At 60.8% G+C, this 23,651-nt stretch carries 12 protein-coding genes, 1 tRNA gene and 1 pseudogene; 6 read left to right on the top strand and 8 right to left on the bottom strand.

The window, feature by feature from the left end; genetic code table 11:
• Positions 1-61: 61 nt before the first annotated feature.
• The 4 genes from J8C01_RS12640 to J8C01_RS15655 form a co-directional block, all read right to left on the bottom strand.
• Complete coding sequence (locus J8C01_RS12640) at positions 62-3,880, bottom strand: TonB-dependent receptor (RefSeq protein ID WP_211433189.1); 3,819 nt, start codon at positions 3,878-3,880, stop codon at positions 62-64.
• Between the two features lie 356 nt (positions 3,881-4,236).
• On the bottom strand, positions 4,237-5,127 hold the full coding sequence (locus J8C01_RS12635) for a DUF3108 domain-containing protein (RefSeq protein ID WP_211433188.1): 891 nt from the start codon (positions 5,125-5,127) through the stop codon (positions 4,237-4,239).
• A 98-nt stretch (positions 5,128-5,225) separates the two neighbouring features.
• The gene (locus J8C01_RS12630) at positions 5,226-6,197 is read right to left on the bottom strand and encodes an ABC transporter substrate-binding protein (protein WP_211433187.1); all 972 of its coding nucleotides are present in this window, start codon (positions 6,195-6,197) and stop codon (positions 5,226-5,228) included.
• A gap of 120 nt (positions 6,198-6,317) precedes the next feature.
• A complete protein-coding gene (locus J8C01_RS15655) occupies positions 6,318-8,513 on the bottom strand; it encodes a DNA methyltransferase (protein WP_371821118.1) in 2,196 nt (731 codons plus the stop codon).
• A gap of 135 nt (positions 8,514-8,648) precedes the next feature.
• Here J8C01_RS15655 and J8C01_RS12615 point away from each other — a divergent pair.
• Positions 8,649-8,721, top strand: a tRNA-Arg gene (locus J8C01_RS12615).
• 281 nt (positions 8,722-9,002) lie between these two features.
• Here J8C01_RS12615 and J8C01_RS12610 read toward each other — a convergent pair.
• The 3 genes from J8C01_RS12610 to J8C01_RS12600 all read right to left on the bottom strand — a co-directional run bounded on the left by J8C01_RS12610 (position 9,003) and on the right by J8C01_RS12600 (position 14,415).
• Entirely contained in the window at positions 9,003-10,934 is a 1,932-nt protein-coding gene (locus J8C01_RS12610; protein ID WP_014101189.1) for an APC family permease, read from the bottom strand.
• A gap of 118 nt (positions 10,935-11,052) precedes the next feature.
• Positions 11,053-13,584 carry an ABC transporter permease gene (locus J8C01_RS12605; RefSeq protein ID WP_211433186.1) on the bottom strand — a complete coding sequence of 844 codons (2,532 nt, stop codon included), beginning with the start codon at positions 13,582-13,584 and terminating at the stop codon, positions 11,053-11,055.
• Positions 13,585-13,605: 21 nt separating this feature from the next.
• Positions 13,606-14,415 (bottom strand): class I SAM-dependent methyltransferase, encoded by an 810-nt coding sequence (locus J8C01_RS12600; RefSeq protein ID WP_148264111.1) that lies wholly within the window; start codon positions 14,413-14,415, stop codon positions 13,606-13,608.
• A gap of 361 nt (positions 14,416-14,776) precedes the next feature.
• On the opposite strand from J8C01_RS12600, the gene proC reads away from it, so the two are divergent.
• Complete coding sequence (gene proC / locus J8C01_RS12595) at positions 14,777-15,592, top strand: pyrroline-5-carboxylate reductase (protein ID WP_014101192.1); 816 nt, start codon at positions 14,777-14,779, stop codon at positions 15,590-15,592.
• Between the two features lie 339 nt (positions 15,593-15,931).
• The gene (locus J8C01_RS12590) at positions 15,932-19,450 is read left to right on the top strand and encodes a TonB-dependent receptor (protein ID WP_211433185.1); all 3,519 of its coding nucleotides are present in this window, start codon (positions 15,932-15,934) and stop codon (positions 19,448-19,450) included.
• A gap of 23 nt (positions 19,451-19,473) precedes the next feature.
• Here the strand turns inward: J8C01_RS12590 and J8C01_RS12585 are convergent, their stop codons facing one another.
• Positions 19,474-20,058, bottom strand: a complete 585-nt coding sequence (locus tag J8C01_RS12585; RefSeq protein ID WP_211433184.1) for a hypothetical protein — start codon at positions 20,056-20,058, stop codon at positions 19,474-19,476.
• A gap of 214 nt (positions 20,059-20,272) precedes the next feature.
• Between J8C01_RS12585 and J8C01_RS12580 the strand changes: the two genes are divergently transcribed.
• From J8C01_RS12580 to J8C01_RS12570, 3 genes and pseudogenes are all read left to right on the top strand, one after another.
• Positions 20,273-20,959, top strand: coding sequence for a hypothetical protein (locus J8C01_RS12580; protein ID WP_014101195.1), 687 nt, complete (start codon positions 20,273-20,275; stop codon positions 20,957-20,959).
• 45 nt (positions 20,960-21,004) lie between these two features.
• Positions 21,005-21,388, top strand: a complete 384-nt coding sequence (locus tag J8C01_RS12575) for an EI24 domain-containing protein (RefSeq protein WP_211433183.1) — start codon at positions 21,005-21,007, stop codon at positions 21,386-21,388.
• Positions 21,385-22,427, top strand: a pseudogene (locus J8C01_RS12570) (RNA-guided endonuclease InsQ/TnpB family protein). The gene J8C01_RS12575 and the pseudogene J8C01_RS12570 overlap by 4 nt, the downstream one beginning before the upstream one ends.
• Positions 22,428-23,651: the final 1,224 nt, after the last annotated feature.

Below are 23,651 nucleotides of genomic sequence, written 5' to 3'. Positions count from 1 at the left end.
CAGAGAAAAAAATGGGGGTGCAGAGCACCCCCGACAGAGTCAGTGGCCATTGTTTCTGGATTTAGAACACATACCGCAGCACGAACTGCATGAACCGGGGTGGGTTCTGCACGGACGTGAGCCGCCCAAAGTTGGGCAGCGGCTGGCTGCGGAAGGGATCGGTTGGCGTCGCCAAAGTCTGCACTCCGTCAAACGGCTGGAAGTTGGTCACGTTGAACACCTCCCACCGGAACTGAAGTGACTGGTTTTCGCTCCACGGCATGGTGAAGCTCTTGGCCAGGCTGGCGTCGAGGTTGGCGAAGCCTGGAAACCGGAAGATGTTGCGCTCGCCGGTCTCGCCGGGTCTGGCGCTGCGGAAGCTCTGGGAGGCAAAGACCGGATCGCGGAAGAGGTTGGGGTTGTTGCCGCGCGTCGGCGAAGATGAAATCTGCCGGATGCGCACGGCATTGCTCGGCACCTGCCAGTTGGTGGCATAGGCCGTACCGTCGCCCGTCGCCGCGCCGGCCACCCGCCCGGAGTTGTACCGGGCAATACCGCCAAGCTGCCAGCCACCGATGAACGCATCCACAAGGCGCGAAACGTTCCCAAAGAAGGCCCGCCCGCGCCCAAAGGGAAGCTGCACAACAAAGTTGGCATTGATGACGTGACGGAGATCAAAGTTCGAGACCGCCCGGTTGTCACGCTGCCGGAACGGATTGAGCACAAACCCGCCCCCGCCGAAAAAGCCCGCCGTCTGAAGCCCGGAGGCATCATCGAGCGACTTCGAGAACGTGTAGTTGAAATCCCACGTCAGGTAGTTCTTGTACCGCTGGCGGACCGTGATGGCCAACCCGTGGTAATCCGACGTGCCGAAGCTCCCAATCGTGTTGAGAGCGCCGTACTGCGGATGGAAAAACAGGTCCTCACCCAACGGAGAGATGCCACTGATGCCGTAGCCACCAGGGCGCGGGCTGTTGTTGAGAATGAGCTGGATGGTTGTCCAGTCAGCCGGACCCAGCAGCCCCCACGCACTTGGATTTTGAAGCATGGCATAGATGGCCTGGCTGTTCGTCATACCGGCCTGGATGCCGCCAAAGCCAGCAAAGAGGTTGGCCAGAATTCCCGGAAAGAGAATGTTGTTGAAGTACGGAATGTTGGGAATCTGCGAAATCGGCGTGTTGTTACGGCGGAGGTCTTCAAGCTGACCGGCCGCAGTGTACCAGTCCACACCGGTGCGCGGATCGACAAGGTTGTTGAGCGCCATGACATCGCGCTGCGCGAGCAGATTCCGCCCCAATCGTCCGATGTACGAGGCTTCAAAGAACAAACCGCCTGGAAGCTCCCGCCCATACGAGAAGTTCCAACTGAAGCTGCGGGGAAGGCGGGTTGTCTGGTCAATGGACTGCTCGATCCGCTGCTGGCCATCGTCTGGCTGGGTTAGCGGAAAACGCAACTGGGGCAGCGGGTTGATGCCGGGGAAGTTGCGGAAGTTCTGCCCCTGCGCCGTAAAGAGTGGCGCAAAAGGCGGACCTGTAAGTCGGAACTGCGCAAAGGATGTCTGCTGCTGCTGGACAAAGCCCAGCGTGTTGCGCTGGTCAAACTGCACGGCAATCTGCTGTCCGAAGTAGTCGTTGGTCAGGGCAAAACCGGCGCGAAAGACCGACTGCTGGCGGCTGCCAAAGAGCTTGCCCCAGAAACCTTCTTTGAAATCGGGCGTCCACGCTATGGCTACCCGTGGCTGCCAGTTGTTGTAGGCAAACTGGTAGAGCGGATCGCCGCCATTGGCCGGGCCAGCCAGCCGGATGGTGATGAGGTCGTTGAATGGCCGCCCCTGCGCAGCGCCAATCGCCCGTCCCCGCAGGAAATCACCCAGCGGAATGTTCGTGCCGGCCTGGAAGCCGTTTTGCTCATACACGGGCCGGCTCAAGCCGTAGCGGATGCCGTAGGTCAGCGTGAGGTTCGGCCGGATGCGCCAGATGTCCTGGAAGTAGAAGTCATACTCCTCAGCCGCAAATGACCGCTCCGTAGGGGTGCCGGCCGGAAGCAGGCGCCCCTGCTGATCGTAGGTCAGGAAAACCGTGTACTGGTTGATGCGCCCGATGAGCGCATTGACGGCATCCCGCACCGGCACGGCCCGGCCGGGTTGGATGGCCAGCCCCAGGTTGTTGATGGCAAAGGTGTTGATGGGAGCTGTCAGGCTTTGGGCGTAGAAAATCGGGTTGATGACCCCAAAATCAAAAGCCTGCCCAAAACCCGTCCGCCGGTTGCGAATGATGCGGATGTTGGTCCCGAACTGAAACGTATGGTCGCCAAACACATACGTCGTGTCATTCGTGAAGTTGTGTGTCGGTACGATCCGGTCGAGCGTCCGGGCATTGAAGGTTGGCTGGAACACGAACCGGAAATTGATAAAGTTCTGCGCCGTATCACCCTGCTGACTGGTGGCGAAGCGGGTCAGACCATAGCGGAAGACATTTGTCCAGCGGTTGCTGATGTTCCACGTGTAGCCGGCCGCAATGCCAACCGGGTGCGACCAGAGACGCTGCGCCGGAGTGTCGGGGAAAAAGGAGGTCTGGTTTTGCACGTCATACTGCACGTTGGCGCGGGCAAACAGCGTGTGCCGGCCGGCGTTGTCCACCTTCCAGTCGAGCCGTCCGATATGGGCATTGAAGTCAAATGGCGTCGGCGCATTGAAACGAAAACCGCCAGTATTGACGCCATCCCCGGCACCAGCGTCGTTTGCCGGATAGCGACTGGCCGCCTGTGCCAGGTACGCCACCGCTGCCGGATTCAGCGCCGAACCGCCGCCTGCGGCCGCCAGTGCCGGAAACGCCTGGCTGATCTGCGCCGCCGTCAACGTCTGAATGCCGACTGGCGCCCCGGTAGCCGCAATGACGGCATTGAACCGCAGTTCGCCCCGTCCCAGGTGCGGCAGGGGAACGACGCGCAACACTGACTGCTGCGAGCGGTCACGCCGTCCTTCGTAGTTGTAAAAGAAGAAGAACCGGTCCTTGACGATGGGCCCGCCAATCGCACCCCCAAAGACGTTCTGCAACACCCGTGGTGTCCGCTGCCCGATGGCGTTGGTGAACCAGTTGCCGGCGTTGCCGATTGTCGGACGGTGGAAGAAAAAGGCCGAGCCGTGAAACTCGTTGGTGCCGCTCTTGGTGACGAGGGAGATCTGCGCCCCCGACGACCGTCCCTGGTTGGCGTTCGGGTTGCTCACCGTGACCCGGAACTCCTCAACCGATTCCGGCGAGGTGCGCAGCACAGGCGCAAAGGCACTGTTGTTCTGCTGCTCGTTGATGTCCACGCCATCGAGCGTGATATTGCCCTGGTCGCTGCGCGACCCGCTCACCGAGCCGTCCGGGGCCACACCCGGCTGCAAGCTGAGCAGACCGGCAATGTTGCGCGCGGCCAGGGGCAGTTCGAGAATCTGCCGCTGGGCAATTGTGTTGCCGATACTGGCGTCCTGGCGGTTGACGATGGCTTCGGAGCCGCTGCCCGTCACGGTGACGGTTTCCGTCGCCTCACCCACCGACAGCACCACGCCCACGGTTGTACTGCCGTCCACCCGCGCGCGGATGTCCGGCTGTTCATAGACTTTGAAGTTTGTGGCTTCGACTTTCAGCGTATAGGTTGCCGCCGGAACGCCCGTGAAGGAAAAGGTGCCGGCCTCGTTTGTGGTTTGGGTGCGGGTCGTGCCCGTTGCCGGATTGGTCAGCGTCACCGTTGCCCCGGCAATCGCCGCACCCTGCTCATCGGTCACGGTGCCGCGGATGGTCCCCGTCCCAATCTGGGCCACGGCGCTGAAGCCCAATGTCCCCAAGCACAGCGCCAGCAGGAATAACCAGGACCAGCGCCCCCACCGTGTTGTGAAAGGAGATGCACAGGTGGTCATCTAAATCGTCCTCAAACTGTGGATTTCGGTTGCCCCACATCAGAAATGGCGGTTTCCCTGGCGGCTGAGGGAAGGTTGACGCCGGAAACCGGCCAAGCGATACGTTTTGCAGGGACAACTTACTTATACCTTATAAGCAGGCAAATCAAGTACCAAAACGCGCCCCCCCCGATAACCCAGCCGACCAAACGCCGCAAAAGGTAAGCAAACACACGTATCCCAGACAGTACGGCGGGCAGGCGGGCCTGTCGGTCGGCGTCGGAAGCCACGTGGAGACCGGGCTTCCCTGACCGAAAATTCGGACAGGCATTCAGATTTTCGGTTTCTCCGGCCGGATTTTGGCAGCGCCACCGGAACTAGCGCCGCCGTTCGGGACGCAGCTCCGGGCGGAGCAGCGTATAGCCTACCAACTCGCCTGTCACCGTCACGCCCCGCGCCTTGAACTGTACCTGCACCGGCAGACGCGCGGCATCTTCTGACACCCAGAGCAGAAAGCTTCCCTTGTAACGGGTAAAGCCGGACTCGTAAGCCTTGAGTTCCAGCTTGCGGGCGCGAAAGGTTCCGGCACTGGTCTGGATACGTGCCACCTCTGGCGTCACCACCACCGGCAGGTCATAGATGCGGTCATCTTCTGTCAACACCATCGGGATGACCGCGCCGGGTGTGAGCGGATGCGTACGCAGGACGTACCAGAAGGTTTGCAGGTCGGTCGTCCAGCTCCGGGCCGGAAGCGTCCGGGTGTTGACCGCCCCTTCGCCGTTCTGTTCCAGCACCACGCGCTTTCCGTCCGTGCGGGCCTGGCAGGTCATCTGGAGGCGCTGGCGCTCGCGCTCGCGCAGTGTGCGCTGGTTATAAAGCAGCCCCAGATCAGTGGACTCGACTACGGAAAGGTATTCATTCCGCACGTCCAACCGCAGCAGCGCCGGAAGAAATCCGCGCGTCCGGGCCTGGGCGTGGAAGGCAATTCCCGCTGACGGCAGTGGACACGGCCCAATTTCCGGCTTGAGCTGGGCCACAAGTGCGGCTCTTGCAGGCTGGGCTTGATCGAGTGAAACCACAGACAGCACCAACTCCCCCAGTTTGCCGGACAGCGGGAAGCGCGAAAGACTGAACTCATACGTCAGCTTCTCGCCTACGGCAAACGGAAATGGCGGCTGGATGGGAAAGGGCGGCGCAACGGTCGGCGTGCCTGCCGGCGTGGTATCGCTGACAGGCGCAGTGGGCGTCTGTCCCCGGGCAACCGTCACAGAAAGGCCGGAGAGAGCGGCCAAGAGAAGCATCCACAGGCAACAGAGGCGAAGTTTCAGTGGGAATCTCATGGTGCGGCCAGGTTGCAGGACAGTTGTCAGGGGCGTTCCGCAGATGGGAAAAGCCGGGCTTCGAGATGCTCGGCGGCGTCGGCAAGATGCTGGGAGACGGTCGTCAGCGCGCGGCTTTCCACCACCACCAGACGGTTGGGGTCCCGGCCGACGGCCGCCGCCACGGCCGGGTCTTCCAGCCACTGCCGGCGAACCGCATCTTCCTTGCCCGACTCGGCGCTCACCACAATGACATCGGGCCGCCACGCCAGAAGCTGCTCGGAACTGATCTGGCGAAAACCGACGATGCCCTGTTCGGCGGCGACGTTGACGCCTCCAACGGCGCGTACCAGGTCATCGAAGGTTGTCTCCGTGCCGGCGGTGAAGTGTGACCCGCCAAAGGACAGCATCCGTAGCGGCCGTCCACGCTGCCGCGCCCGTTCGCCAAGGGCCGCAAAGCGGCGGTCCATCCCGGCCACGAGGGCTTCGGCCGCCGCCGTTTCCCCAACCGCTTCGCCAATGGCACGGATGTTGGCTCGGATGTCGGCCAGACCGCCGAACTTGGTCAACCGATAGACCGGGGCCCCGCCAGCGCTCAGCAGTTCCACGAGTTCCGCCCGGCTGTAGCTGGCGACAAAGATAAGATCAGGCTGCAACTGAAGAATGACCTCGGCGCTGGATCCACAGCGACCGGCGACGAGCCTGGCGCGGTCGGCGCAGTAGCTGTAGCGCGCATCGTCCGCCAGATGACTCAGGGCCACAAGGCGTTCCGGTGCGACCAGCGCGAGCAGGATTTCATCGGTTGCCACCGTCTGCGACACGATGCGCTGCGGTTTGGCCGGCAGCACGAGCTGGCGGCCGCTGCTGTCCGTCACGGTACGGGTTGGCGACGCCTTCCCTTCAGACGCCCGTTCTCCCGAAGCCGACGGCGCGAAGGGCAGACACCCCGGCAGGACGGTCAGGACCAGCGCCAGTCCGGCACACCCGATGATCCTGATGATGCAATGACGAGCAGCCACACTTCCCCGGCAGGTTCCAAACGGCATTCGCGGCGTAGAGCTTATCATTCAAAGCCTGGCTTCCCAACGTAGCGCATGTTCACGGGCATCAACCCGGCAAAACGGCACAGTCCGGTTCCTTCAGTTTTCAAGCGGCTCGCGGTAGCGTTGCAAATCCTCCGGTGTCACCTGGTCAGCAGGCGTCAGGCGGTAGTGTTTCTCCGCCATCAGGACCCACTCACCGCTGTCCGTCCTGCCAAACATCAGCAAGGCAACCAGATCGGGTTGAATGAACTGCGCCACGATCGGCCGGCAAAGCAGGCCCGGAAACTTTCTGGCGCACATCGCAGCGTCCTGCTCAACCTGAACCAGGCTGGCTTGTTCCTGACGGCCTTTTGGGTGGCTGCCTTTGGCCTGAACGGGAAAGACGTAATGCACGCCGTGCTTGTCCACACCGACATACAGTTCGTCGGTTTCGATTTGTCCGATGCCTGGCACAGTCGTGCGCAGGTGATTCTGCAGGGAGTAACAAACCGTACCGGTGAACATATCTATCAGCCGGTTGTAACGCACCCTGGCCAACAGGGCTTGTTCGTCGTCCAAAGCATAGCGGCTGACCAGTCCCGGCGTGGCATCAGGTATTTTTGTCTCCGTGAGGTTCGGGTCAGGCACAATGCGTGCCAAATCAGCGTTCACCAGCACAAAGCGATAGCGTGACCTTCCAGCCGGCCGAATCATCCATGCTTTGCCGGGCGGTGCAGTGCTGGATACCGATGGCGGCATGGGGGTGCGGTAGCGGAAGCTGTAGATGACGTCACCCAGATTCTTCGGCAGTTCCACCCCCGACGCCTGAGCTGCCCTGACGATGTCAGCCCGCGTAAAGCTGAATTCCGTCGCCCCCGGCTTGTAATTCTCCCTGAAGATATGTTCCACAATGCTGGCGTATTCTTTCGTCATGACGCCTCCGTTGCGCGCGTTTGGCAGGCTCCGGGCCTTGGATGTGCTGCCGAAGGCATTCCGCGCACCTGGCCAGTGCAGGACAACGACTTCCTCACGCAGCAGTTCGCGGGTTGCCGTTGCCAGCCGCGTGCGAAAGAGATCGATGCTTTCCACCTCGTAGCCCAGGTCCTGCGCCAGTTCGGCCAGGATTTGTCCCGTACGGATCAGCACGCGCAGATACGAAGCCTGGTCGCCAACGACATAGGCCAGGCGTGCACCAGGACGCAGCACCTGACGCAACTCGGACAGATGGCGCACCATTCCACCAAAATACAGCTTTGTCACCCGGCCGTAGAGCCGTTCAAAACCGCTGGTCTTGCCAAGTTCCAGCCGGCGTGCCTCGATGCTCTCCACCAGGGCCTGGATGTGCGGACAGGCGGCGACCCAGCTATCGTCATCGTCCTCGCTGGTCACTCCGCGCGTGTTTGAGCGAATCAACCCGCGCTTGAGGGCCTTGAGATCGGCGCGATCCCGGATGAAACCCAGTACAACGGACTCCAGGCGCGTCGTCCGGGTGTAGTCCTTCTCGTTCGGGTAGGGCGGTGACGTAAAGACCACATCAATGGACTGTGGCTGGAGCACATCCAAAAGTTGGCGCGCATCAGCGAGATACACCCGGGCCGGAGTGTCGCGTCCACGCATCTGGCGCAAATCCTGCGCCATGCACCTGACCCGCTCCAACCAACTGCTGACGACCGGCGCATCCGGCTTGACGGCTCCCACGCCCACCTCCGGGCCGAAACGGAGGTTGCTGATGGACTCAACCAGGGCCCTGGCGAGCGCCAGCAACTCGTGGTGGCGCCAACGGCTATCGGCATAGGACTGCAAATGTTCGAGAAGAACGAGGGTTTTGTGCAGAGGAAGCGGACTTATGGAGTTGGTCAGCAGCAACTCCATCTGTTCCGGTGGAAGCTCTCTGAGTTCCAGAGGCGGTGGAGTGCGGTTGCCATTCGTCGCAGCAAACAGTCCAAACGCCTCATCGGCAATGCCAGACGCCCGAAGTGCCGCCCAGGTCTTGCCGGCAACCCATTCAGCGTGGACTGACAACGCATCCGGGTCTGGACGCCAATCCACCTTGGTCCGGCTGGCAAACCAGGCCACGGGATTGCTTTCAATGCCGACGCTGGGAATGCCGAGCTTCTTGCATTCGACGAGGGTCGTCCCCGTTCCGCAAAATGGGTCGAGAACACAGTGGTGCTCCGAAACGCCAAACCGGTGCAGGTAGTGGCGCACCAGGTGAGGTGGAAACGACAGTACGAAGCGATACCAGTTATGAACCGGCTCGTCGGCGTCGTCCATCTGATTGTTCTGTGGAGAAAACTGGCGTGCGTCACGCATCGTTTTGGTTCACGCGGACTCCCACACCCCCCGGTTCGGCGCCATTCAAAACCTGCCAGACATCATTTCCATCCTCCGGCGGCTTGACAGCGCAGCTTCTTTCCGGGTAGCGATTGTCCGGCAGACGGCAGATGTGCTTGCGTAGCTCAGTGGATAGAGCAACCGCCTCCTAAGCGGTAGGTCGCCGGTTCGATTCCGGCCGCGAGCATCTTGCCGGCTGGCTCCGTCAGGCAAGTAACCGGCTTGGCGTCCCGGCAACCACCGGCAGGGCTGATCAATCCCAGTCACCCAAGCGGATGCCTACCACGGTAATGTGTCATCCCGAATGTCATCCCGCTGCGGCAGCCCGTCCTGATGGCAATCCAGCAGGTCGGGCAACGGTGCCTTCTGCCCGGCCGGAGGCCGGTGATACACAAGCTGCTGCCGCAAAGCCCGCCCACTGTATCAGCGGCCCCGCCTCCCTCAATCGGCAAATCCGTCGGCTCCAGTTCAACCAACATGGACACAGGGGCGTTTTTCCGGGTTATCAACCGCTTTGCGCAGCACCTCGTGAACCACCGGAGCCGTGTCGCCTTCGCCCAGAAACAGATACTTGAAGGCGTAGCCAATCGGGCTGCCTTCCGTCCACCCAAAGTACACGTCGGGAATCACACCGGTTTCCTTCTGGGCATGGAGCAGAAAGGCCGCAATGGCGTTGGGCACGGCCGGACTGTCACAGCGCAGAACACGGTGCTTCCCCACCGCCACCCCGTGGACTTCAAGCACCTCATCATTGAACTCGGAGGGATTGACGATCTGCACCTCGAAAAACAGCACCGGTTCATCGTGGTTGATGCGGTGCACGCGCTTGAGTTCAGCGCGTTTGCGGGCATATTCCCGCTCGGTGCCGGTCTGGGGGCGGTTGGCCGCAATGCGGAGCATGTTGTTGCGGACGGCTTCGTGCAGAAACTTTTTGGCCTTGTCATCCAGAACGACCCGCTTTGTCCGCAACTCTGTCGCCCGCAGCGCCCGCGACACCAGCGAAACAAAGATGAGCGACAGAATGAACGCCAGGCAGACCTTCAGCCCCGTTGGACGTTCGCGGATGTTTTCGAGCGTCGTGTAGGCAAACACCAACGCAATGGCAATGAAACCGGCGTAGGTCCAGCCTCCATCGCGGCGGGCCGAGATGACGACGGCAATCGAGGCCGACAGCATCAGCATGAGCACGCCGGTGGCATAGGCGTCGCCCTGGGCTTCAATGCTGGCGTCGAAAAACCAGGTGACGAACAGTGTTACGCCCGTGATGACCACCACCAGCGGACGATTCGCCCGCGCCCACTCCGGGGCCATGCCGTAGCGCGGCAGGTAGCGCGGAATGAGATTCAGCAGCCCGGCCATGGCGGAAGCGCCGGCGTACCACAGAATGGCCGCTGTCGTCAGGTCGTAGAGCGTCCCAAAACCGACGCCGAAAAACTCGTGCGCCAGATAGGCCAGCGCGCGCCCGGCCGCCTTGCCGTTCGGTTCGAGCGCGGACGGCGGGATGAGCAGGGTCGTCACCAGCGAACTGCCAATGAGCGCCAGCGACATGATGACCGCCGCCGTCAGCAACAGCTTTTTCGCATTGCGGATGCGCCCGGCCGGGTTGTCGGGCGTGTCGGTCAGATCGCCCTTGATGAGGGGCATGACGGTCACACCGGTTTCAAAACCGGACAGACCAAGTGCCAGTTTAGGGAAAGCCAGCAGTGACAGCACGAAAATCAGCCACACATTGCCGTGGGAAGCACCCGCCGCCAATGCCTGCTGCCAGCGGGGAAACACCTCCGGGTGGGTGATGATTTCGTACAGCCCCCGGCCGATGACGATGACATTCAGCCCCATGAAGGCAATGACCAGCCCGACAGCCAGATAAATGGCTTCGGCAAAGCCCTTGAGAAAAATGGCTCCCAGCAGGACGAGCAGGAAAAAGGTCAGCAGCAACCGGTGGTCGAGCCAGTGCGGCGCGAAGGGATTTTCAATCAGGTGCTCGGCGGCGTCGGCCGCCGAAAGCGTGATGGTGATGACGAAATCCGTGGCGGCAAAACCCAGCAGACACAAAACGAAGGTCTTTCCCCGCCAGCCCGGCAGCAGTTGTTCGAGCATGGCGATGCTGCCCTGCCCGTTTGGGCTTTCGCGGGCCACACGCCAGTACATGGGCACCGCCCCGAACAATGTCAGCGCCACCAGAAACAGCGTGGCAACAGGCGCCAGCGCGCCCACGGCCAGAAAAGCGATGTAGGGCTGATACGCCAGAGTCGAGAAGTAATCCACACCGGTCAGACACATCACCTGCCACCAGGGCTTGGTGGGATGGGTGTGGACGCGGGCCTTGGCAGCGGAAAGCGTCCGATCACGCGCGCCTTCCAGAAACCAGGCCCTGAACCGAACAATGGTGCGTAACATACATTTTTCAGTCGTCAGGCCTGTGCCTGAAGCCCTGACGACCGCTCCGGGACAGCATTCTAAAGCATTTCGCAGTTTGGCCAAACTGAGCGAAACAAAGCCGCCGCCAGGGCGTGCGCTAGTCTCCGCTGCGCAGGATGCCGAGTGGTTTTTTGCGGAGGATGTCCCAACTGGCCACGCCCCCCACCAGAAGGACGAGCAGAAACGTTCCCCCGGCACCAATGAGCCAGTCTTCCCAGAACGGAAGCCACTCGCTGCGCAGGACGTAGCGGGTGATGTACCAGCTTGCCCCCAGCGCGCCGCCGCCGCCGATGATGACGGCCGCCACAGCCAGCGCACCGTATTCGATGAGGGTCAGCCCGATAAGCGTCACGAAACGCGCCCCAAGGGTTTTGAGCAGGGCGGTTTCATACTGCCGCTGATAGCGGGTCAGGGTCACAGCCCCGATAAGCATGGCCACGCCGCTGAACACAACCAGGCTGCCAATTGTGGTCAGTGCCGATTGAAGGCCCTCCAGAATCGTGCGCACCGTTTTCAGGAACTCACTCGTCAGCGCGACCAGAACGTTGGGAGACACCCTGGTGACCGCTGCCGTCAGCTTGCGGTAGGCGTCGGGCGAGCGGTCAAGGACATCCGTTTTGACCGTTCCCAGGAAGGTCTGTGGCGCTTGCTCCAGAACCTTCCCCGGCCGGGCCACAATGGCAAAAAACTGCTGGCTGCGGCGCGGCTCGATGCGCCGGATACTGCTCACGATGCCGGTCACTTCCCGCCCCTGGATGTCAAGCGTCAGGCGGTCGCCGACACGCACACCGAGATTGTTTTGCAGAAAGGTCTCCAGCGACAGCTCCAGGGTGTCCGAGGGCGTGGGGGCCCACCACTTCCCTTCCACGACGGTTTCCCCGGCATCGAGTTCGGCCCGGTAGGTCAGGCGAAACTCACGGTCAACGGCCGCCCGCCGTCCGGCTTCCCGGATGGCGGCGAAGTCAATCCGCCGGCCGTTGATGGCTGTAATCCGCGCCGAGATGAGCGGAATAAAGGTCGGACGGGTTTGCAGATGTTGTTCCACGACGGCCCCGACCCGGTCGGTCTGGGAAGGCAGGACGTTGAACAACAACAGGTTCGGGAGGTTTTCGGCGGCCGCCAGATTGACGCTGTAGAGCAGATTGCGCTCCACCAGGCGCACGGTCAGGGCAAAGAACAGTCCCACGCCGACCGTCATCACAATCACGGCGGCCTGGTTGCCGGGCCGGCGCAGTGCCGCCAGTCCCTGCCGGAGGGTGAACAGGGGCACGTGCCGCCCCAGACCTGCCAGCCGGATGACCACCCAACTGACGGCGTAGAGCACCAGCAGGGTCACGGCCATGGCCTGGAACACGGTGTTGCCCAGACTGAATGAACCTGCCTGCCAGAGAAACAGTCCATACAGCCCGCCCAAAGCGACGAGTCCCACTGGAAGCGCCCAGCGCAGCGGCAGTGCCAGCGGTTCGACCCGACTGCGGAGGAGCAGATTGGGCTTGACATTGCGCACACCGGCCAGCGGGACGACCGAAAAGGCCAGCGCCACGATGAGTCCGACACCAAAGCCCTGCCCAATGGCAGACCAGGTCAGCTCGAACACCACCGGAAAGGGAAACTGTCCGGCGGCCTTTGGTCCCAGCCCCCGGACGAACAACGCCGCCAGTCCCCAGCCGCAGGCGCTGCCCAGCAGCCCCAGCATGGCCATCTGGAGGGTATAGACGCCAAATACGAGAGAACTGGAAGCGCCCAGACACTTGAGGACAGCAATGGCGCGGATGCGCTGACCGATGATGGTGTAGGTGACACTGGCAATACCGACGCCGCCCAGCATCGTGACGGCAATGCCGACCAGTCCAAAAAAGTTTTCGGTTTCGTCCAGCGGCGCAGCCACACGGGCTTCACGGGCGCGGGCGGTCTCGACCGACACCCCGCTGTTCGTCGGCAGTTCCTGGCGCAGGGCACGGGCCAGGTCGGCGATGCGGTCGGGACGGTCGCCAACGCGCAACCGTACGGCATAGGTGGCGCGTGCGTCAGGTGTCAACAGTCCCGTCGTTTTCATATCAGCCGCCGACATCAGAACGAGCGGTGACGCGCCGATGGCCGTCGGCGTATCCTCGCGGCGGAAGGTGCCGCGAATGGTGAACGTCTGATTGCCAATCTTCAGCGGCTTTCCCACGGCAGTGTCCAGGCGGTCCAGCAGGGATGCCGCCACGATAATCCCCCGCCCGGTCAGCAGGTCATAGTGGTACGTTCCGCTTTCCAGAAGGATTTGCCCATCGAGCGGGTAACGTTCATCCACGGCGCGCACAAGCACGCGCGTCGCTTCGTCCCGGTCAGTCACAACACCCGTCGCCAGCTCGATGGCATCGGTGCGAGTGACATCGGGAAAGGTGAGCAGGACGGCATCCAGACGGGGACGCAACACCGCCAGCCGCCCGTAAGGCAACCGGACTTCCACATCGGCCGCCAGAAAGCCACGGGACTGCCGGACGAGCGCCACGCGCAGGTTCTGAATGGCCGAGCGGAGGGTGATGACCAGCCCTGTCCCCACAGCCAGGCAGACGAGGAAAAAGACCATCTGACGCCAGGTGGCCCGCATCTCGCGCCAGAACATACGCAGGGCAAACAGCATGGAAGGTAGCCGGGGGCGGGGCTAAAAAATCGTCCAGGAAGACGGCTCGGAGGGATCACCAGCCGGAGGATGATGGTCCATGCAACGGTAGGCAAGGCGCTGGCGGCGCTCCTCGCCGCCAACCCGGTGCGCATCGAGCAGCACCCGCTGCTCCCTGACCCGCAACCGATCAACGGCAAAGCCCACGTCCTCGACCATCATTTTCAGGCACACGGAAGTAAATCCCCAGAAGTTGCTTGCGTCTGCATTCGGCTGTCCCCGGTCCGGGAACCGTTCAGGGTCTGGGAGAAAGCGCATCACTGGCTCAGACCGCAGGGCTTCCGGCAACTCGGAATCTATGCAATAGGACTCAATCAGAAGCCGATGCGACGCCAGCGCCGCGCCGTTGGAAAGAGCGCGGTAAGGGTCGGCCGTGTGGTAGAGCAGCCCCAGCATAAGCACGATGTCAAACGGCCCATAGGCGCTCAACGAAGCGTCCAGAACATTGACCTGATGGTGTGGGATGTCCACGCCCTGAATCATGGACAGCAGCGCAAAGCCGGAGTTATCCCGGTGGCGGTAGTCGAACGCAACAACGGAGGCTCCCTGCCGATGCGCCCGGAAACTGAAATACCCGTTCGAGGCCCCCACGTCCGCCAGGCGGATACCGGTCAGGTCTTCCGGCAGTTCCAGCTCCAGCCACAGTCCCTCCGGGTTGTACGTGCCATGCGTCCGAACACCAGGGATCACCTCGAAATCGTGGTGCCAGTGGTGGGCTGCGATCAGCCGCCGGGCGGCATCTGTCTCCAGCATCTTCTCATCCATTCCGTAGTCGCGGACGCATTTCCCCAACGGCCCGCAGGCTCAGCCGGTTGAAGGCACGTCACGTCGCAACGACTTGTTCAACATTCTTTTGCCGGACAGCATAGACCGGGGAACGATTCCGACACCAGACTGCCCGGCCAGTTTTCCAATCAACCCGCAACAGCCCCAGAGGTCGTCTTCAGGCCCGGAGGTCGTCTTCAGGCCCGGAGGTCGTCTTCAGGTACGGCCTGATGTGCATCCGCGCATCTGCGTGCCAAAACCGGAAAAGGCACGTGGCGGATGCCCCTCCGCCCCGGTTGTGCCATCCGGCGCTGCACCCCCCGTCTGGTGTGCTACAACATCACATCCGAAAGTTCGGCAAAACCATTCAACCACATGGCGTCAGCTTATGCTCTACGACAAAAAAATTGCCATCCTCGGCGTCGGCAAACTGGGTGAGGCACTGGTTTCAGGACTCGTCCGCCGGGCGGATGTTGAGCGTACCAATCTTATCGGCTCCGTAGCCCGGCAGGCTTCCCTGGCGCGGGTGGATTTGCGGCTTGGCATCCCGGTCACGACCGACAATGCTGCGGCCGTCGCCGGGCGCGACATTGTGATCCTGGCCGTCAAACCCCAGAACATGACCGCCGTGCTTGAAAGCATTGCCCCGGCGGTTTCCGCGTCACAGCTTTTCATCAGTGTGGCGGCATCGGTCAGTACGTCCTTCATTGAAGAACGCCTGCCGGTTCCGGCGGCTGTCATCCGCGCCATGCCCAATACGCCAGCGCTGCTCAACGAGGGCATGTCCGTCCTGTGCGCCGGCCGCCGCGCCACGCCGGAGCATCAGCGGTTGGCCGAGGAAATTTTCAGCGCCGTCGGGCGCACCGCCTTTCTCGAAGAAAAGCTCATGGATGCGGTTACGGGTCTGTCGGGAAGTGGCCCGGCCTACATCTATGTGGTGCTTGAAGCCCTGTCGGAAGCGGGCGTCAAGCTTGGCATTCCGCGTGACATTTCGACCCTGCTGGCGGCGCAGACCATGCTCGGCGCAGCGAAGCTGGCGCTGGAAACCGGACAGCACCCGGCGCTGCTGCGGGACAGCGTCACGACACCGGCCGGCTGCACCGTGGACGGGCTGCTTGAACTCGAAGAGGGCAAGCTGCGCGTCACGCTCATCAAAGCTGTGGTGCGCGCTGCTGAGCGGGCCCGGGAACTTGTCAACAGCTAGCAGGCAATGAACCTGCTGGCGGGCGGATGAATCGGGTTTCGGCAGGCGGCATTCCATAGACCTATTCCAGCACGCAATTGACGCTGTTTCAGACGCGGGCTATCTTTGCGTCACGTCGCTCAAAATGCTTGCTTCTGTGCAGGATGCGCCACACTTACAGTGCAGCATCATCCATGGGCGGCACGCAATTTCCCTCTGGAAAAAGGATAGGTAGCAGCCATGGCCTTCGAGTGGTGTAACGGAAGGTTGCGTCAAAACCGGGTGATGGACAGCCGATGGTCTGCCCCGCAAAACGGCTGTCTGACGCAACTGTGTTGTGGACAAGCACTGGCAGGTGTGATGTTGGCCCTGTGTTTCATTCTGGGTTTTGCCGTCTTTCCCGGACTGGCGCAATCAGCCAGCACCGGGCAGTTACGCGGCACAGTTCGCGATCCCCAGGGGGCAGTAGTTGCCGGGGCAACGGTCACGCTCATTGAGCAGGCCACCGGCAGCAAGCGCGAAGTTACGACCGGCGGCAACGGCGACTACGTGTTCACCCTGCTCCCGCCCGGAAAGTACCGGCTGGAAGTCCGCTCGTCGGGTTTCAAGACGAGCGTGACCGAAAACATCACGGTCAACATTACCGGAGTGACAACGAATGATGTTTCGCTTGAAATCGGAGAAGCAGCATCGGAGGTCATCAACGTTTCGGGCGAAGCGCCGTTGATTCAGGCTGATTCGGCCGCGCATGGGCGCGTCGTGGATGAGCGCAACATCCGCCAGCTTCCCCTGCCGACCCGCAACTTCCAGCAACTTCTGGCGCTTTCTGCCGGTACTGCCGCCAACATCTTCAACACATCGGAGGTGGGACGCGGCGACACGGCCATCAACGTCAATGGTCAGCGCACCACAAGCAACTCGATCATCATCAACGGCATTGACGCCAACTCGATTGGCACCAACTCCTTTGCCAATCTGGCCGTTCCGGCCACCGACACCCTGCAGGAGTTCATCGTCCAGACAAGCCAGTACGATGCCTCGGCCGGACGCAACGCCGGGGGGATCGTGGCCGCCATCACCAAGAGCGGCACCAACGAGTTTCACGGCAACGCCTACTTCTTCCTGCGCGATCAGGCACTCAACGCCAACAACTTCTTTCTGAAACGGGGCGGGATTCCGCGTCAGGCCAACAACCGCAAGCAGTATGGCGGGACCATTGGCGGTCCTATCGTCAAAAACCGCCTGTTCTTTTTTGGTTCCTACCAGGGAACACGTGAAACCAATGGCACGTCCACTAACAACAGCATTGCACCGTTCAATCCGGCGCCGGATTTGACCGACGACCGCTCCCTGGCAGCCATCCGGGCCATTGCCCTGAGTCGCGCCCCTGGCTTTGCCCCCTTCATCAACTCAGCGGCATTTGCCAATTCTCCACAGGTGCGTTTGCTGCAGGCCCGCTATCCCAACGGGGAGTTTCTCATCCCCAGCGGCAACGGGCGGACGACTGGCGTCCAAGTAGCCGAATCCACCTTCCGGGAAGAACAGTTCAACACCAACGGCGACTGGCAAATCAACGACAACAACCGCGTGTCGGGCAAGTTCTTCTTTGCCAACAACACGGTCAAACAGGGCCTGTTTCGTCAGTTCGGCGGTGGGAACGCCCTGCAGTTGCCGGGCTATCCGGTGGATGCCATCACCAACAACCGCGTCACAACCGCTTCGTGGACGAGCATCATCACCCCGACGCTCATCAACGAATTCCGGTTTGGCTACAACCGCCTCATTACCCAGGGGAAACCCACCGAACCGTTCCGGGCGGCTGATTTTGGCATCAACTCGCCCAGCAGCGCGCGCTTTCCGGGTCTGCCGGGCTTTGTCTTCTCGAACATGTTTTCGGTTGGCCCGGCCACAACGTCCGACAGTTTCAACACCACGGAAGGCTGGACGTTCAACAACACGCTCTCGCTGACGGCCGGAGCGCACTCGATGAAGTTTGGCGGCGAAGTGCGTCCCTACCGCCAGCGGGTGTTTTTCAATGTCGGCGCGCGGGGACTGCTTCAGTTTACCGGCGGCTTTGCCAATGCAGCGGGACTGGGAGCCTTTGCGGCGCTGGGCATTCCTCCCGGCTCGGTCAACCGCGCACCCCAGTTTTTGCCCACCCTGCCCTTTACCGAGTTTTTGATTACCGGCGTCAATCCGGGGCTGTCGTCGGTTGCTAACGGTTTGACCTCACCTTTCCTGTCGGTCATCTCGCCGGGCGGGGCCAAACGTGACTTCCGCGCCAACGACTTTACGTTCTTCTTCCAGGACGATTGGAAGGTCAACGACCGGCTGACCCTCAACCTGGGCGTCCGCTATGACTACTTTGGCCCGTTTTATGAAGTGGACGGGTTGATGGCCACCTTTGATGAAGCTGTAGCGCGGTCGGCTGTTGGCGTCGGGCCCAATGGCGTTTCCAACCTGGCAGGCACCTTTGCCGGCTTCTTTGTGCCGTCCAACAACCGCGTGGGACTGCCGGGCATTACCCGCGACAGCCGGCGTGGCTTTACTGACCCGGACTGGAACAACTTTGCACCGCGCATTGGGCTGGCGTTCAAGCCACTGCCCACGGATCGGTTTGTCGTGCGAGGCGGCTATGGAGTTTACTATGACCGCTTCAACGCCCGCACGGTCATCAACTCCAGCTTCAGCTTTCCGGTCTTTCCGCTTGTGCCGTTCTTCCCCGCCGTAGCCGGTGGCGGGCTTTCCAACCCCTTTGCTCCCATCCCGACCGCGCAGGGCCCGATTGACACCGGCAATCCGTCGTTTTTCCCCGGCACAAGCTGCACCGGCGCACCCGGACCCAACCGTGGACTTCCCTTCTGCCTGGGCGGACGGCAGGTAGCCGTCCAGGGCATTTACCCCGGACGCTACTTGCGGACGCCTTACGTCCAGCAGTATTCACTCGGCTTCCAGTGGGAGTTCATCAAGGACACCCAGCTTGAAGTCAGTTACGTCGGCTCCCAGACGCGCAAGCTGCAACGCTTCAAGAATGTCAACCAGCCCTTTGCCCCCGGCGGCACGGTAAGTCCGTTCGGCACGATCCTGTCCCAGATTACCCAGCCAAGCCTGAACTCCTTTTCGGTCACGGTGCAGGAATCGTCGGCTGTAGCGAGCTACAACTCCCTGCAGGCCACGGTGACGCGGCGGCTGTCAAAGGGACTTCAGGCGCTGGTCAGCTACACATGGGCACACGCCATTGATGAGTACTCCGGTCAGCTTTCGTCACTGGGAACCAGCGATGTGTCGCCGGATTTTGGCGACCAGGCTACCTTCCGTGGCAACCGTGCCACAGCGGACTTTGACCGGCGGCAGCGACTCGTGGTGAGCTTCGTCTATGACCTGCCCAAGTTTTATGGCGGTGACAACTTTGCCCTCAAGGCGCTGGCGAACAACTGGCAGCTTTCCGGTGTTTCGATTGTCCAGACCGGGCTGCCCTTCACCATTACCAGCAGTACCGGGCTGAGCGACGGGGCACGCGCCTCCTACGCTCTGGTCGGACAGGGCAATGGTCGTCTCTCTGGCGATGTGCGCCGCCGCCTCGACCGGTACTTCGATACGAGCCGGTTTATTGCTTCAACTGGTGTTGGGAACTTTGGCACGGTCGGTCGCAACACCCTGCGGGGGCCGGCGCAGTGCAACACGGATTTCTCCGTTGTGAAGTTTCTTGTGTTCCGCGAGCGTTACCGGGCCGAGTTTCGGACGGAGTTCTTCAACATCTTCAACCAGACGAACTTCGCCAATCCCGGCAACGTGGTGGGAACGCCCAACTTCGGGCGCATTCTGGAAGCCACCACTGGGCCGCGCATTGTGCAGTTTGCCTTCAAGTTTGCCTTCTGACCCAGTAACAGCCAGCAGGAAAGCTAGCTCGGCACGGGCGTTCCGACCGTGCCGGGCGTGCCGTTCGTGCCAGGCTGATGGGCAAGGCGACCGGCTTCGAGTTGACCTTTGACATAAAAGATAATGCCCAGCACGAGCAGGGTCGTCGTTGTGCTCTCAATGGCCACCGCCAGGGCAGCCACACCAAGCGAGGTGCCGTTGAGGATGTCCAACGGAGCGTCAAACCACTGCTGTGCCAGGCTGCCCGTCAGTCTGGCCAGCGCCAGAAAGACAAGGCCGGAGACGAGCGTTCCGAAGCAGAACTGGATGACTTGCCGCCAGTTCCCAGCAAACCGCCCATCGAAGTCACCATGGGTCACTGTACCGGTATGGGGACGGAGGAGATTGGAGACCACGCCGATGAGATTCCCCAGCGTCAGGGCAACCGTCAAATAGATGGCAAACCACGTCAGGAAGGCCCCAACCTCCACTGTGAATGTCCACCGGGGATGCGCAATGGCAAAGGCGGTCAGACACATGAAGAAATAGGCAATTGCCCAGAAGCCAGTGAAAACCGAAAAACGCGCCACGATGTCGCCAAGCTTGGCAGCGGGCAGGGGTGATGTCATAAGCCTTTACCTACACGCAAAGGATGGAAGCCGGGGGGACAACGTGATTATGCGGGCTGACCTGCACAGCCAAGCGTGATGCAACATACGGCTGGGTGGAAGTTGTCCCGGAGTGGCTTGTTTCCGGTCCGGCTTTCACACACAATAGGCCAGTACCCAAGTGCAGTTGACTTCGGATGCGCCGGGATGATCTTCCCGGTCGAAAGAGGCGTCTATGAGCAACGGAACTGGCATGCTCGGTAGGTTTTTTGGCTCGAAACCGGAAAGCAACCGCGATGAGCGCGACCGTCGCCATCATCATGAGGAACGGACGCACGAGCCGCCACGTCCACCGGAAGAGGACGTACCCCCGCACCTGCGCAGCTTTGAGTCCATTTATCGCAGTGCGCGCGTTCCAGTCTCGCCCTGTGGCGTTGAAGAGCTGGAAAAGATGATTGCCAACCCAATCATCGCCAATGCACCGCCGGAAACCAAGGTCATTGCCCTCAAGTTTGCGCTTGACCGCGAAGGGCACACCATCGAAGAACCAAAGGCCGATGCGGCCCGCAAGGTCAAGGCGCTCGATGCGTACCACGGAACGCTGCTTCAGCGGGCCGACAGTCTCGAACGTCGGAATGCTGAGCGGTTCAAGGAAATGGAGGCGGAGCGCCTGGAATTCATCCGGCGGCAGGAAGAGGAAAAGGAACGCCTGGTTCAGGAAGCCCAGGAAGCCGAACGTCAGGCGCGGGAGTTTGAGGCGCGGCTCAACGCCGAACGCCAGCGGCTGTCAGAACTGTTGCGGCCATTCGTTGGAGAACTGGATTTCAACGAAGCCGACTTGGACTCCGTTCTTTCCGATGTGACACCGGCGCCGGAACCGGGCAGTCCCACATCGGTCATGGTTGATCCGAGCGTCCGCTGAAAAAACCGGCTTCGGCGCGCGGCCCTGTCCCGGCGGGCATCACCTATGTATGCCTTCTTGTGTGGCGCTGGCTGCCCCTGGCGCGCCATTCGTCTGCTGGTTCGCCAACCGGTGCTCTGGCGCTACGTTGCCATTCCGGTTGGACTCAACCTTCTGGTGGGAGTCGTTTTGTACACAACGCTGTTGCTGGCCGGCTTTCACCTCATCGGTGTGCTTGTGGAAGGCTGGCCTGCGTGGATCGCCTGGCTGCTGCGCGGCCTGTTGGTTATAACGCTCTTTGTCACGTTGGGTTACGTGCTCGTGCGCTTTGGCGTGGTGCTCGGAGCGCCGTTTTACCGAAAAAACGCCGTAAAGCCCTGCACTTTAGGGCAGGGATATAAGGCGCACGCTGTTTTATCAAGCCAAACCTGTGATAAAATAGCAGTATGAGAGTCATGGAAGCCAAGCTACTCAACGGGACAGCAGAGCAGTATCAGGCTCTGGATGAAGCCATCCGTACCGCACAGTTTGTCAGAAACAAATGTGTGCGGTACTGGATGGACAACAAGAGCGTCAACAAAGCTGTTCTCTATGCCCACTGCAAAGACCTGGCCAAAGAGTTTGACTTTGTCAGGAAGTTAAACTCAGCGGCAAGGCAGGCAAGTGCAGAGCGAGCTTGGGCTTCCATTTCTCGGTTCTATACCAACTGCAGAAACAAGGCGGTCAAGAAAGGGTATCCCAAGTTCAAGAAGCATTGCCGTTCTGTGGAATACAAGGTATCTGGCTGGAAGCTGTCAGGAGATGGAATGTCTATCACCTTCACTGATGGCTTCAATGCTGGTGCTTTTGCTCTGTACTGCAATGGTGAGGCAAGACACCATATCCTAAACTCCAAAATCAATCGGGTGCGGGTGATACGCAGGGCAGATGGGTACTATGCTCAGTTCTGCCTGGATGTGGAGCGCAAAGAGCAGGGAGCATACACAGGCAATGTTATTGGCATTGACTTGGGCTTAAAGGCTTTCTACACCGACCAGAACGGCAACCCTGTAGAGTATCCTAAGTTTTTGAGGCGTAGTGAAAGAAGGTTAAAGCAACACCAGCGCAGATTAAGTCGGAAGTTCAAGAAGGGGGCAAAATCCCAATCCAAGAACTACCACAAGCAAAGAAAGCGACTAGGCAAAGTGCATCTGAAAGTCCAACGCCAGCGTAAAGACTGGGCAGTCAGGCACGGTGCGTGGTGGCATCTCACGATGTCGTGGCGTATGAAGACTTGCAGGTGAAGAACCTGGTCAAAAATCATCATCTTGCCAAATCCATTCATGATGCTGGCTGGTCTCAATTCACTGCGTGGCTGGACGACTACGGCAAGGTGTGGGACAAGGCAGTCGTCAGCGTACCGCCGCAGTACACCACACAGGACTGTAGTCACTGTGGGCATAGGGTAGTAAAAACCCTATCCACTAGAACCCATAGTTGTCCTCAATAAGGAAGCGAGTGGCGAGTGGCGAGTGGTTCAGAGGCGAGTGGTGAGTGGCGAGTGGCGGAATTGGCGAGTGGCGAATGGCGAGTGGCGAGTGGTTGATCGCTACTCGCTACTCGCTGCTCGCTACTCGCTTCACTCGCTACTCGCTGCTCGCTACTCGCTCCCTGTTCGCTATTCGCTACTCGCCACTACAGTACCTTTGGGCAAAAGGGAACTGCCTCGAAAGAGGGAACGCTTGGGGAGAGATGCACCGCTGCTTTAGAGGGGCAACCTGATGAAGTAAGTGCGCTCGCAGAACCAAGAACAAGAATCCCCTGCCTTTAGGCAGGGGAGTATGTCAACTCAGCACGAACGAGGGCAATGAGCTGCCGCTGCTGCAAGCCCTCGACCCGCTCGTTGCCGAGCGGGTGCTGACCATCCAATCGGCCCGCGCTGCTACTCCGCCTGTCACACCTCCAACCACTGGACCATCAACCACTGCAACATCAACCACATCCGGTCTGGACTTCCTCTGACGGCCGCCGTCAGCGGTGTTTTCCACAGGTTGGCGGGGGAAGCCTTCAGCACCGGGGTTGACAGGCTGGCGCGCCGCCAAGGGGACGGAGGCCCATGAAAATTTCGGGCTGGCAGTGGTACCGTACAAGCCCACTGCCAGCCCGTGCATCTGTGGTTTCTATGCCTTTGGTCTTCGTGCCGGTTGCACGTGCAACCGGTAGCCCGTCAGTTCCTCAGTTCCGGTGTGCAATTTTGCGCACAATCCGGCGGTAAAAATTCGGAGTGCAGTTGAGGCCCTTCTGACTGCACCAATAAGCTACTTCCTGGGCCAGTTCATAGGTCTCCCAATACTCGTCCTTGTAAGTCCCTCTGTATAGTAGTCATCCCAAGCAACGGGATCGTCATCAACCTGAATCAGGTCTTCATGGCTCTTTCCGCTGATCCACCAGCCGACCCGGGCCGAGGTACCGGTTGAAAGCAACGCTGTCGTCACAACAAGCCGCCCACCACATTTTTTGCTGCTAATGACTCTGAGCTTCATGCATTCTCTCCCCAGGAAGTGATTGCTGCCTGAGGCAGTAGGTAATTATACGCTTCCACATCCCGGCAGGTTCCATTTTTTTTCGGGAAGAGCGCCTGTTCAGCCCCCGATTCCCTTCCAGCCCCCGCAACCTCCAACCGCCCGGAACCGCCCACACTGCTGATTCATTTGCGCTTCCAGCCGGCAGGCCA

This window comes from Chloracidobacterium sp. D, assembly GCF_018304685.1.
GTDB classification, from domain to species: Bacteria; Acidobacteriota; Blastocatellia; order Chloracidobacteriales; family Chloracidobacteriaceae; genus Chloracidobacterium; species Chloracidobacterium thermophilum.
This window is presented reverse-complemented; position numbering and strand designations above follow the sequence as displayed.

Bases quoted from the DNA above. Each gene is read 5' to 3' on its own strand.
- J8C01_RS12575 (WP_211433183.1), top strand. From the start codon at position 21,005: ATGTATGCCTTCTTGTGTGGCGCTGGCTGCCCCTGGCGCGCCATTCGT.
- J8C01_RS12580 (WP_014101195.1), top strand. From the start codon at position 20,273: ATGAGCAACGGAACTGGCATGCTCGGTAGGTTTTTTGGCTCGAAACCG.
- proC (WP_014101192.1), top strand. From the start codon at position 14,777: ATGCTCTACGACAAAAAAATTGCCATCCTCGGCGTCGGCAAACTGGGT.
- J8C01_RS15655 (WP_371821118.1), bottom strand. From the start codon at position 8,513: ATGCGTGACGCACGCCAGTTTTCTCCACAGAACAATCAGATGGACGAC.
- J8C01_RS12605 (WP_211433186.1), bottom strand. From the start codon at position 13,584: ATGCTGTTTGCCCTGCGTATGTTCTGGCGCGAGATGCGGGCCACCTGG.
- J8C01_RS12590 (WP_211433185.1), top strand. From the start codon at position 15,932: ATGTTGGCCCTGTGTTTCATTCTGGGTTTTGCCGTCTTTCCCGGACTG.
- J8C01_RS12610 (WP_014101189.1), bottom strand. From the start codon at position 10,934: ATGTTACGCACCATTGTTCGGTTCAGGGCCTGGTTTCTGGAAGGCGCG.
- J8C01_RS12585 (WP_211433184.1), bottom strand. From the start codon at position 20,058: ATGACATCACCCCTGCCCGCTGCCAAGCTTGGCGACATCGTGGCGCGT.
- J8C01_RS12640 (WP_211433189.1), bottom strand. From the start codon at position 3,880: ATGACCACCTGTGCATCTCCTTTCACAACACGGTGGGGGCGCTGGTCC.